Source organism: Ferroglobus sp. (assembly GCF_015521575.1).
GTDB lineage: Archaea > Halobacteriota > Archaeoglobi > Archaeoglobales > Archaeoglobaceae > Ferroglobus.
In genome coordinates this window covers 1-10388 of sequence record NZ_WANY01000118.1, presented here as the reverse complement: position 1 = coordinate 10388, position 10388 = coordinate 1, and the positions used below count along the sequence as shown (strand labels likewise).

At 43.0% G+C, this 10388-nt stretch carries 15 protein-coding genes; 5 read left to right on the top strand and 10 right to left on the bottom strand.

The features are described from left to right. Positions 1–102 precede the first annotated feature (102 nt). The 4 genes from F7C14_RS04945 (at position 103) to F7C14_RS04930 (ending at position 2088) form a co-directional block, all read left to right on the top strand. Positions 103–294: a hypothetical protein gene (locus F7C14_RS04945; protein WP_290900440.1), complete on the top strand. Its 192-nt coding sequence runs from the start codon at positions 103–105 to the stop codon at positions 292–294. 180 nt (positions 295–474) lie between these two features. Continuing rightward, positions 475–855: a HEPN domain-containing protein gene (locus F7C14_RS04940; protein ID WP_290900438.1), complete on the top strand. Its 381-nt coding sequence runs from the start codon at positions 475–477 to the stop codon at positions 853–855. Next, a complete protein-coding gene (locus tag F7C14_RS04935) occupies positions 843–1178 on the top strand; it encodes a nucleotidyltransferase domain-containing protein (RefSeq protein WP_290900435.1) in 336 nt (111 codons plus the stop codon). The genes F7C14_RS04940 and F7C14_RS04935 overlap by 13 nt, the downstream gene beginning before the upstream one ends. A gap of 34 nt (positions 1179–1212) precedes the next feature. Next, entirely contained in the window at positions 1213–2088 is an 876-nt protein-coding gene (locus tag F7C14_RS04930; RefSeq protein ID WP_290900433.1) for a glycosyltransferase family 2 protein, read from the top strand. A 369-nt stretch (positions 2089–2457) separates the two neighbouring features. Here the strand turns inward: F7C14_RS04930 and F7C14_RS04925 are convergent, their stop codons facing one another. The 4 genes from F7C14_RS04925 to F7C14_RS04910 all read right to left on the bottom strand — a co-directional run bounded on the left by F7C14_RS04925 (position 2458) and on the right by F7C14_RS04910 (position 4045). Further along, positions 2458–2907, bottom strand: coding sequence for a type II toxin-antitoxin system VapC family toxin (locus F7C14_RS04925; protein WP_290900431.1), 450 nt, complete (start codon positions 2905–2907; stop codon positions 2458–2460). Continuing rightward, positions 2904–3098: an antitoxin family protein gene (locus F7C14_RS04920; RefSeq protein ID WP_290900428.1), complete on the bottom strand. Its 195-nt coding sequence runs from the start codon at positions 3096–3098 to the stop codon at positions 2904–2906. The genes F7C14_RS04925 and F7C14_RS04920 overlap by 4 nt, the downstream gene beginning before the upstream one ends. 355 nt (positions 3099–3453) lie before the next feature. Then, on the bottom strand, positions 3454–3816 hold the full coding sequence (locus F7C14_RS04915; RefSeq protein WP_290900426.1) for a winged helix-turn-helix transcriptional regulator: 363 nt from the start codon (positions 3814–3816) through the stop codon (positions 3454–3456). Positions 3817–3820: 4 nt separating this feature from the next. Further along, on the bottom strand, positions 3821–4045 hold the full coding sequence (locus F7C14_RS04910; protein WP_290900424.1) for an LSM domain-containing protein: 225 nt from the start codon (positions 4043–4045) through the stop codon (positions 3821–3823). A 73-nt stretch (positions 4046–4118) separates the two neighbouring features. On the opposite strand from F7C14_RS04910, the gene F7C14_RS04905 reads away from it, so the two are divergent. Further along, the gene (locus F7C14_RS04905) at positions 4119–5042 is read left to right on the top strand and encodes an NAD-dependent epimerase/dehydratase family protein (protein WP_290900422.1); all 924 of its coding nucleotides are present in this window, start codon (positions 4119–4121) and stop codon (positions 5040–5042) included. On the opposite strand, the gene F7C14_RS04900 is transcribed toward F7C14_RS04905, so the two are convergent. The 6 genes from F7C14_RS04900 to F7C14_RS04875 all read right to left on the bottom strand — a co-directional run. Next, positions 5013–5660: a heme exporter protein CcmB gene (locus F7C14_RS04900; protein ID WP_290900443.1), complete on the bottom strand. Its 648-nt coding sequence runs from the start codon at positions 5658–5660 to the stop codon at positions 5013–5015. The two genes, F7C14_RS04905 and F7C14_RS04900, sit on opposite strands and share 30 nt — an antisense overlap. 2 nt (positions 5661–5662) lie before the next feature. Continuing rightward, positions 5663–6328: an ABC transporter ATP-binding protein gene (locus tag F7C14_RS04895; RefSeq protein WP_290900420.1), complete on the bottom strand. Its 666-nt coding sequence runs from the start codon at positions 6326–6328 to the stop codon at positions 5663–5665. Continuing rightward, positions 6319–7476, bottom strand: a complete 1158-nt coding sequence (locus F7C14_RS04890) for an FAD-dependent oxidoreductase (RefSeq protein WP_290900418.1) — start codon at positions 7474–7476, stop codon at positions 6319–6321. The genes F7C14_RS04895 and F7C14_RS04890 overlap by 10 nt, the downstream gene beginning before the upstream one ends. Continuing rightward, on the bottom strand, positions 7473–7631 hold the full coding sequence (locus tag F7C14_RS04885) for a 4Fe-4S binding protein (RefSeq protein WP_290900416.1): 159 nt from the start codon (positions 7629–7631) through the stop codon (positions 7473–7475). Before F7C14_RS04885 ends, F7C14_RS04890 begins: the two co-directional genes overlap by 4 nt. Further along, positions 7628–8710 carry a DNA topoisomerase IV subunit A gene (locus F7C14_RS04880; protein ID WP_290900414.1) on the bottom strand — a complete coding sequence of 361 codons (1083 nt, stop codon included), beginning with the start codon at positions 8708–8710 and terminating at the stop codon, positions 7628–7630. The genes F7C14_RS04885 and F7C14_RS04880 overlap by 4 nt, the downstream gene beginning before the upstream one ends. Further along, positions 8707–10388, bottom strand: a 1682-nt coding sequence (locus F7C14_RS04875) for a DNA topoisomerase VI subunit B (protein WP_290900412.1), incomplete at its 5' end; no start/stop codon positions are given. The genes F7C14_RS04880 and F7C14_RS04875, both read right to left, overlap by 4 nt.

The following is a 10388-nucleotide window of genomic DNA, read 5'->3' as shown; positions in this document are numbered from 1 at the left end:
TAGGCGAGATGTCTTTTTAAAACTCGGAGGATTCAATCCAGAGATGGGGGTATAAAAGGTAGAAGAATGCTTCAGGGTGGTGAAACCGAGCTGTGCGAGAGAATGAGAAGGAAATTTGGGAGAGGAGTGATGTACAACCCGAATGCAGTAGTTTATCACAAAATTTTTGAGAAAAGAGTTAAGTTCGGCTTTCTTGCAAAAAGAGCTTTCTGGCAGGATTACTCGAAAGCAGTGATGGAGAAAGTAGTCGGAAATATCGGAGAGGAACGAAGTTTTTTAGAATACATTTTTTAAACAGGTTGATCGCGAGAATGAAAGGTGCCATTTCTGGAAAAAGCGAAGAAGCTGAGAAGCTGGCTTTAATGCTTCTCTTCACATTCTTAGTGGGTTGTGGATACGTTTTTGGGAAGTTGAAGCAATGAAGTTCGTTAAGCCTCAGTAAACTTTTTATCATTTTCAAGCTTAATCGCTTCGATGAAAAAAGATGTTGAGGTTCTTTTGAAAAGAGCGAAGGGTTTTATTAAAGATGCTATCGAAGATTTGAAGCGTGAAGATTTCGATTTGGCTATGTTTCACGTCGAACAGGCTTGTCAGCTTATAATAAAGGCAAAACTTCTCGATCTTACGGGTTATTTTGAGAAAACTCACAGTCTCAGAAGATTGCTGAGAGATCTCGCATCGGTTGTTGAAAGCGATGAATTGGAAAAATTCGTTGAGGACAATTGGACTGTCCTGAGGAACCTCGAATTTGCTTACATAGCTTCGAGATACCTACCGGAAGAGTTCAGGAGAGAAGAAGTCGAAGAGGCTCTGAAGCTCTACGATAAGCTGAGGGAACTGCTATGGAGTTCCTGAGAGATGTTTACAAGAGGAGAAAAAAGTATTTTGAGGAGCTTGAGAAGTACCTTGAAGAGATAAAGAAGTTCGTCGATTACATTTGTCCAGATGCCAAAGTTTACGTTTTCGGATCCGTCGTGGAAGGGGATTATTCAGTAGGATTAAGCGATATAGATGTTGCTGTCGTTTCGAACGATTTTGAGGACAGAAATAAGAAGCTTGAAGTTTTTGGAAAGCTAACAAAAAAATTCTTCGAGTCTCCCTTCGAGTTTCACGTGCTTACGGAAGAGCAGTGGGAGAATCTAAGGAGGTTCGCAAAAAGGTATAGAGAGGTCGGTTAGATACAGATTTAAACTCAGCGGTCTATTTTAGGCTGTGCAAGTTTCGGTTGTGATTTCGACGTACACTGAAGAACGATTTCAGGATGTGAGGAGATGCATTGAATCGCTGAAAAATCAGACGAGAAAGCCGGACGAAATCGTGCTCGTTTTGGATCCTATTGACGACCTCGTGAGCTTTTACGAAACTCGGATGAGTGATGAAGTAAGGATTGTTGAATCTTCTGGTTTTGGTCTTTCGAATGCGAGAAACAAGGGTGTCGAAGTCTCTAAAAGCGATATAATTGCTTTCATAGACGACGACGCCTGGGCTGACAAGTATTGGTTGGAGAACTTGCTCAGGAATTTCGAAGACAAGAAAGTCTGGGTAGCGGGAGGAAGAATTGTTCCTGTGTTCGATGGAAAAAGACCAAGATGGCTGGCTGAAGAACTCGACTGGATTGTGGGGTGCACGTATAAGGGAATGCCGGAAACAAAAGCTGAAGTCAGGAATCCGATTGGTGCGAACATGGCATTTAGAAGGGAAGTCTTTGATGTTGCTGGGAAGTTCAGATCTGAAGTTGGGAGATACGGTAAAAAGCTGCTTGGAAGTGAAGAGACGGAGCTTTGCATGAGGTTGAAAAAGATAAAACCGGAAGTTAAGGTTATTTACGACCCCTCGGCTGTTGTCTATCACAGGGTTCCAGAAAGCAGAGCTAAGCTAAGTTATGCTTTGAGGAGAGCGTATTATGAGGGATATTCGAAGGCTATTCTTTCCAAAGAATACGAACTCCAAACCGAGAGGAGCTACACGAAAACCTTGTTGAAAGGAATGCTCAAAAACATCTTAAAAGGTAGATTTTCAGAATGTTTTGGAATTCTGCTCGTATTTGTGGTAGTCGGTCTGGGATGGATGTTCGGTAAATTCAGGTAATAATTGGCAACTTTTAACGAGATTTAGTTTTAGAGATTTTCAGCTTCTCTAATGTAAATTTATCGCTCCAAACCTTACGCACTTACCTCGGTAAAAATCCTCTTTCATCTATGCTTACTTTTACAAGCACTCTCAGTTAGTTTTTTCTGCATTTCCACCTCTAACGAGTTTTACATCTTATTGTAGACTTGGAAAAAATTTTCTTCGAGAAGCTCTACGACGGATTGTAAGACCGATCAATAGCTATGGAAAATCTCTTATGGTAAACCTGTTTAGCAAAATAGGTTCAAGTCGGCTGACGATTAAACTCATTAGAGAAGACTCCGAAATCGGGGAAATTAAAGCTAAGCTGAAGATAACTTAATTCTGTCAGTTTTCTCTGACATATAGCTCTTTTATCTTGTCCACAGCCTTATCAAACTCTTCGATCAGGTAATAAGCCTCAATGTTAACTTTTTTAGCATTCCTTGCCATAACCTTGTCGTTCGTTATCAGAATAGAGTTCGTTATTTTAGCTGTGGCTATGAAGTAGATATCCACTGCCCTTCCTTTCACTAAGAATGCGATTTCGTATGCTGTATCGAACAGATCCACCTCTGAAATCAAATTGATTTCAGACGTCAAATCATCAACGAATTTTCTTACTAAATTGGTGCTCTTTTTCCTTCCCAAAATGGTTGCTAACTCTACCTTTAAAATCTTGGGAGCGTAAACTCGCTGATCTTTAACTTTCTTCAAAAGTTCATTCGCTTTTTTATACCTTTCACCAAGCTTTGGTAATAGAGAATCGACTATTACTGACGTATCGAGAACTATCATCTCCTCTCACTCAAGAGTATCTCGGTTAAATCTTCGTCGATGTCCTCGAAGTACTTCTGATACTCCTTGATAACATCATATATCCTTCTCTTCTCAATCCTTATTCGCACTTTCTCCCCTTCCTTTAAATCCACTTTTTCAAGAGGTTTGAAAACTCCATTTTCATATATTGCCTCTATTACCTTTGCCATAACCCTAAATCACCTCGAATCTTCAAATACCTTTTGTCGAATTCAACCTTGCTTTTGCAATTGTCACGATAGAGATTTTTCTCGATAAGAGCTTTTTTCGGCTCAATTTCTCTTGTACGTTTAATTGCAAAGCTCGGGATTGCCGAGTTTCAATTCAGATAATCAATTTAGCGTGATATTCGAATAAACTAAATCCTTACGAAATCTCAGCGATAATCGTAGCGAAAGTAACTGGCTTTAGGATTCTCTACGAAATTGTGAATACTTCATCAGGTGGAAAGAATATGTCTTAACGAGAAGGGATCTCATCTGCGCTCCGATTACTGCCGCAAATTTTCGAATTAAACAGAAGTTTTTACTCCATGCTTCTTCTCAAACACCAAATTTCGAGCTTTAAACACTCTTTAGGGTCGCATTCAACAAGTAAACAGCCAAAACAAGGAGGTAATCCAGTTATAGCTTCGACTTTTTTCATTAACTCTATTAAGCTCGGCTCCTCCTCTTCTTCCTCCACCTCCACATGGGCGGGGACTATTTTAAAAGTCTTTACGCCATCAACAACAACCTCAATTCTCTTTATCAGCCCCTCTTTCTCAAGCTTCCTGAGTATTCTTGAGCACTTGCTACTATCGATATTCAACTCCTTCCAGAGATCCTTTTGAAGAATCTCACCTTTCTTTTCGAGGAGTTTTAAAATCTCCTCTCTCGTGTCTATCATCTTTTTACTCCTCAAAAGGCTGTATCAGCACGATGTTGTTTCCTCTTAGTACTATATCCCCGAGTACTCTGATTTTCTCCCCGTCTTTGTACTCGTAAGCGTTGGACAAGTGGAGGTTCATGTAATCGTCCACACTCTCAAGTCTCCCAACTAAGCTCGTCTCTTCTCCTTTCATTTCAACTCTTATTTCCTTGCCGATCAGTGATTTAACCATTTGATTTGGCAGCATTCATTCTCACCTCCTTGAATAGCAAAAGGATATTGGGAGAAAACAGTATATATAACTTACTCGAAGATTTTTCATGATTCTTCTAACCGGTGGTGCGGGGTTCATAGGGAGTCACTTGGCTGATAAACTCGTTGAAATGGGAGAAAAAGTTAGGATTATTGATAACCTCTCCTCCGGAAAAATGGAGTATATAAACGAAAACGCCGAATTTATCAAAGGAGACCTGAGAAATCCGGATGACGTGAGAGAGGCTTTGAGAGGAGTAGAAGAGGTCTGGCATGTGGCAGCGAATCCAGAGGTAAGACTCGGAGAGAAGGATCCAAAAACGATATACGAGAACAACCTTCTCGCCACTTACGTTCTTCTTGAAGAAATGAGAAAAGCAGGAATCGAGAGGATCGTTTTCACCTCCACCTCAACCGTTTACGGAGAGGCTGAAGTTATTCCAACTCCAGAAGATTACAAAACGATACCCATTTCCATTTACGGAGCAACCAAACTCGGTTGTGAGGCTTTGATTTCCTCGTACTGCCATACTTTCGACATGCAAGCTTGGATTTACAGATTTGCCAACGTTATTGGGAAGAGAAGTACCCACGGAGTTATATACGACTTCATACAGAAGCTGAAAAAGAATCCGAACGAGCTCGAAATTCTCGGAGACGGTAATCAGACGAAGTCCTACATCTACATCTCAGATTGCGTCGAAGGCATCATCTACGGATTGAAAGCCGATGATCAGCTGAACATATTCAACTTGGGTAACGAAGACTGGATAAGTGTGAAGAGAATAGCTGAAATAGTCTGCGAAGAGCTTGGAGTCTCCCCTAAATTCAAGTTCACCGGAGGAAGGAGGGGGTGGAAAGGGGACGTGCCCCTAATGCTCCTATCCATAGAAAAGATAAAGAAACTCGGCTGGAAGCCGAAGTATAGTAGCGAGGAAGCTGTTAGAATGGCTACAAGAGATCTAATCGAAGAAAGCGTGCTCGAAAGTTAGGAAAGCGACACCCACCATAGCAACGGAGAAGGAGAGAATTAATGCGAGAGGAGAAAGGATGTCGTCAACAGTTCCCATCTTAGCCATGTTTAAAGCTGCAAGAGTTGAGCTTATAACGGGAAATACGACCGGAAACAGTAGTATGGGCATTAGCAACTCTCTCGTTTTTGATTTGAGAATTAAAACCGAAAGGGAGCTGCTGACTATGACGAAAGCGACATTTCCAGCAGTTAAGGAGAGCAGAAAAAGCGGTGTATTTTCGATCTTCGGTTGAAACAGGACGAAGAAAATCGGGACGATCATGGCTTCAACGAGAAGCATTAAAAACAGGTTATAGAGCGTTTTTCCGAACAAAACGCTGATAGGGTTTATTGGAGAAATTCTTAAACCATCTAAAGTTCCAGCCTCAAGCTCCCTCAGAAAAGCCCTTGAATAGCCGAGCATACCTACAAAAAGAAGAACAATCCAGAGGAGGGGAGACGCAACAACATCATACGCCTCCACTGGAATAGAGACGCTGAACATGGCTGAAGAGATTAGAGCGAAGAGAAGCATGAAGTATATCGAGTTTTTCGTTCTAAGCTCCACTCTAATATCTTTTTTTGCAATTTCCACCACTTTCAAGAAAGCACCTCCTTGTAAACACTTTCTATGTCCTCCGAGCTACCATCAAATACGATTCTTCCCGAAGACATGATCAAAGCTCTTTCGCAAGTTTTTTCAGCTTCTTCAAGATCGTGGGTAGTTAATAGGATCGTTCCGTCAAAGTTTTCGAGAATTGTAAAGAGCTCCTTTTTTCCGAAAACGTCCAAACCCGTTGTAGCTTCATCAAGAATTAATATCTTAGGAGAGTGGATCAAAGCCCTCGCTATTGCCAGCCTTTGCTTCATACCTCGCGAAAAGTTTCTAACGAGTTCATGCCTTCTTTCATACAGCCCGAACTCCTTAAGCAGCTCAGGAATTCTGCTTTCATCAGCCTCGTAAAGTTTAGCGTAGAATTCAAGATTCTCGTAGGCTGTAAGCTCTTCGTAAAGGAATGTGTGGTGTGAAACTACACCGAACATCTTCTTAACCTCGTACTCCTTAAAAGGATCTTTTCCAGCCACCTTTACTTCACCGCTCGTAGGCTTCGTTATTCCGCTTATGATTCTGACCGTCGTCGTTTTTCCAGCTCCGTTCGGTCCAAGCAAAGCGACCTTCTCTTTCTTCCTAACCTCAAAGCTTATCCCATGCAAAGCCACAAATCTTCCGAACCTTTTTACGACATTTCTCAGAACTATATCCATCTTCCCAGCTCCTCCAAGGCTTTCTCCACTCCGAGGGCTATGCCTTCAACTTCAATGTCCCCTCCCTTAGCTCCATCTCCGACCACTACTATCCTCTCTTTAAAAACAACGCCCAAATCCGAGCCGGCTTTGATTCTATTCACCGGCCAGTCTCTGCTGAAGCTTTGGACAGCAAGCAACTCGAAGTTCTTTCCAACCACCTCTCTTATTTCCCTCAATCCGACCTCTACTGCTCTCCTCGCATCCCCCTTAAACGGCTGATGTACTTGAAGCATAACTCCCTTGCCAAGGTTGGGATCCGCGTTCGTCACCTCGTTCATTCCGGCTATGTTTTTATTCGCTATGAAAAGAACGCCAGTGTGTTCTAAAAACGGTTCTTCGAGTTTGAGAGTGTACTTTATCCCCCTGCTCTCCTCTGGAAGATTTACTTTCTCTCCCATGAGTTCGGCGGTAAGCTTGTGACCGACGTTAGAGACTACGCCGTCAAAACTCTTCCACTCTTCAATAAGCAACTTAACCTCTTCATTCGATTTTTTTATCCCTCTAACTTCCTTTCTCAGATAAATTTTCCCTCCCATGCTCTCAAGGTTCTCTACAAGCTCATCTATTACAGCCTTACACCCTCCAATCGGGATTCCCGGTCCCCGATACTTTACGGTCTGCTTAAATATCTCGTAAAACTTCCTGAAGGTTATATCCTCAGAATATATGCTCAAGCTCCAACCGAGGAACGAGTTAAGAAACGCTTTCGTAAAATCATCGAGAGAGTTTGCAAAGACGTCGAGTGTTCTGTCTTTAAACTTCGAAATTGCAAGCTCTTTGTAGAATTTCAATATCGCTTTCAGAGGAAAGACTCTCCTTCTAACTTCAATTCTCTCCCCATTCCAGAGAAACTCTCCTTCTGGCTTCGAATCAATTATTTCGACCCTTACTCCTATCTTCTTTAAAAGTTTGGCTAAGGGACCTCTACTTCCGTGGGGGATCATGTGTAGAGCTCCGGTAGAAATTTCAAAACCTTTGTAGTTTAAGCTCGTGAACCTTCCACCAGGGAAAGGCAATCTCTCGTACACCTCAACTTTATAACCTTCTTTAGCCAAGAGATTCGCAGCGAGCAACCCACCAAGTCCAGCACCTACTACAGCGATCAACCTTTCACCGCCTTAACCGGGCAGTAGATTACGCATTTGAGGCACTTAACGCATTTCTCCTCATTTATCTTCGCCTTTCCGAATACCTCTATCGCCTCAAATTTGCATACAAGCATGCAGTAAGCGCATCCTACGCAATGGTCTTCTACTCTCACTTCAGCACACCTAACTCAGTTAGCCTCTCCGGAAGGTATACATCCGTGACGTAATCAAGTCCATATTTAGCCAAAGCCTGCTGCTCGGACTTCTTCCCCAGCTCAAGCTGTAGGTTTATCTCGCTCCTCCAAAACTCCGTATCGAATCTTGGATCCGTTAGAATCGCTTTTAAAGCCTGAATGTCTTTGTCGGTAAGCTTGTCGGAGGGAAGATCGTACTTGACGATGTCGGAAGGTCTTATCCCGACGAACATCGCAGAGGGAGTGGCTAAATACTCGCTCAGATGCGCCGCTTTAATACTTCCGTAAGCAACGCTTGCGTAGATTCTGTAACTCCAAGGATCTCCATCCGTAAAAACAACCACGGGAAGTCCCAACTCGGTATTTAACCTCTTCAGCAACCTCCTCGTGCTTCTCGCTGGCTGCCCTTTTAAGTGAACTACTATAGCTCTGAACTTCTCGTCAAATCCGTTCTCCACGAGTCTGTCCCTCATACCGCCGGTTTCAACGGCTATAACAAAATCCGCGTCGTGGTCGATAAACTCTATGTTGTCCACATTAACCGGAATCTGATAACCTCCCTCCCCGACATCCTCCTGACAGTGTATCTCCCTAATCCCCCTCCTTGTATTCTCTCTGATTCTCAACGGACCTATTACCGTCGCTCCATCCTCTTCCGGGCGAATTCTGAAATGCTCCCTCTGAAAGCTCGTTAAAATTTCGAGATCCTCTATTAGCCTATCGCTTTCAGCTTGCTCGTCAAATTTTGCCATCCCCCAGTTCTCGGAAATGTAGTAGAGTTCCCTCAGCGTAGACGATTTGTTCGCTTTCAACTGTTCTTTTAAAAAGCCGATGACGTAAGCCATCCTCAAAAGCATGTAAGCTCCTCTTACAGTTTTAGCGCTTCTTGTAGATCTTCTATCTCCGTAAACCCAAACTTCGCTTTTTTCATCGAACTCTATGTTGTACTTCGTCCTCGTCGCTATGTCTATTTCCGGCACCTCTCCTCTGCTCATCTGATCGTAAATTCTTTCGAGAATTTTAAGCAGGCTTGCTAAAGCCTCTCTTTCGTACTTCAAAAGCTTACCACCTCTCCCCCTATGATTTCATCTTCGCTCAAACCTTCTACAAGAGGTTTCTTGTTTATCAGTTTACCGGTAAACTCGTACTTTATTTCCACCTCCTCTTCAGGCATGAGTTCAACTTCAAAGATTGCGGAATTTCCAACTTTCTTTTCAGCTTTTATGTCTCCGCTGCTCATCTCGTAAACTTTAAACTTCCTCCTATACTTGGAGTAGTTTGCTATTTTTAGCACAGCAAAGTTTCTTCCGTCTTCCGCAAACACGCTTCTTGAAATGTAAACACTTCCCATTATCCTCGCCACGACTTTCTCGTAGTCCGGAACTTCTCTCCCAAGGACTTCGCTAACTTTTTCAGCGAGTAGTGGTATTATCTTGAAGAGTTCGCTTTCCTTCTTTTTCTTCCTCTCTATCCTCGATTTTCTTTCGAGATATTCTCTCAGCTTTCTTCCAGCCTCTTGCAAGGCAAGTCTCAACTCTTCTACTATTTCGGGAATCGAAGCTACCGCTTCTTTAGACTCGGATGTGTAGGGAACGTTCGTCGAAGCGAGATGAATCAAGATCACCATCGGAGCTTGAGGGAGTTCTCCTTTATTCTGTGAAATTCCGTAACTCTTCCAGTTAACGCTTTCAACAGCTTTTGTCAATGCACAGCCACCTTGCTGGTAGAGGAGGGGTATTTTGTTGGCAAACCTCAAAATTTTCACTTTCTCCTCTCTAATTTCTCCCCCGTAGGCAATTCCCACCTCGATCAGGAACGGATGTCCTGAGTAAACCTTGGGTTTCCTTGTCGTTGCGAAAACGAATTCGGGCTTGAATTCCTCAAGAAGGCTTCTCTTTATCAAGTCCTCTCCTATCGGAGAGAGGCAATCGGTGGGAGGAGGTAGAAGATTCGTTAGCTTAAAAGCCTCAAGAAGTTTCTCCGCCTCATCCCTACTCAGCTTTTTCGGATCAGCATTTCCGCTCAAACCAGCTTTTTGAATGATTTCCTCGGCAATTCTGTCTCCAACTCTAACGAATTCTTTTTTTAAAAAGCTTTTCAGATCTCTGTGCTTCGTGTATTTCAGCATGTTCAAAAGAGTGCCAAGCTCTATTCCGTGAGGATGCGGCTTTATCTCCTTCGGTGGTTGCGGAGGAATATTCGAAATCCTCTTGAACTCGTGAATCGTGCCGTCAGGCTCTATGAGAGTCAGTCTTGCGTGGGGATTCACTATAGAAGTCTGCCTCAAATACTCGTAAACGCTCTGCCTCTTTTCTTTTACGTAGCTTCCAACGATCTCAAGCTCTATTCTTGTTCCGTGGGGAGCGTACCACTCCACTTTTTTCTCGGAAACTATCTCCGGCTCGTTCTTCTTCGTGTTTATGAAAAGCTCGATCTCGTAAGCTTCCTCCCCTTCAACCTTGGACAAAATTTTCGCTGGCTTTCCCGTAGAGATTTGAGCGTAGAGTACTGCTGAAGAAATCCCAATTCCCTGCTGCCCTCTGCTCTGCTTTATGGTGTGAAACCTTGAGCCGTAAAGGAGCTTCCCGAAAACCTTTGGAATCTCCTCCTTCTCTATCCCCGGTCCGTTATCCTCGACTATAATTCTGTAGTTCTTTCCAACTCTAAAAATTTTGACGAGGATGTCGGGAAGAATTCCCGCTTCCTCGCAGGCATCTAACGAGTTGTCCACTGCTT

What these genes read in the sequence shown, in the direction of transcription:
- F7C14_RS04940 (WP_290900438.1), top strand. Translation starts at nt 475, where the DNA reads ATGAAAAAAGATGTTGAGGTTCTTTTGAAAAGAGCGAAGGGTTTTATT.
- F7C14_RS04915 (WP_290900426.1), bottom strand. Translation starts at nt 3,816, where the DNA reads ATGATAGACACGAGAGAGGAGATTTTAAAACTCCTCGAAAAGAAAGGT.
- F7C14_RS04920 (WP_290900428.1), bottom strand. Translation starts at nt 3,098, where the DNA reads ATGGCAAAGGTAATAGAGGCAATATATGAAAATGGAGTTTTCAAACCT.
- F7C14_RS04905 (WP_290900422.1), top strand. Translation starts at nt 4,119, where the DNA reads ATGATTCTTCTAACCGGTGGTGCGGGGTTCATAGGGAGTCACTTGGCT.
- F7C14_RS04925 (WP_290900431.1), bottom strand. Translation starts at nt 2,907, where the DNA reads ATGATAGTTCTCGATACGTCAGTAATAGTCGATTCTCTATTACCAAAG.
- F7C14_RS04935 (WP_290900435.1), top strand. Translation starts at nt 843, where the DNA reads ATGGAGTTCCTGAGAGATGTTTACAAGAGGAGAAAAAAGTATTTTGAG.
- F7C14_RS04945 (WP_290900440.1), top strand. Translation starts at nt 103, where the DNA reads ATGAGAAGGAAATTTGGGAGAGGAGTGATGTACAACCCGAATGCAGTA.
- F7C14_RS04910 (WP_290900424.1), bottom strand. Translation starts at nt 4,045, where the DNA reads ATGCTGCCAAATCAAATGGTTAAATCACTGATCGGCAAGGAAATAAGA.
- F7C14_RS04895 (WP_290900420.1), bottom strand. Translation starts at nt 6,328, where the DNA reads ATGGATATAGTTCTGAGAAATGTCGTAAAAAGGTTCGGAAGATTTGTG.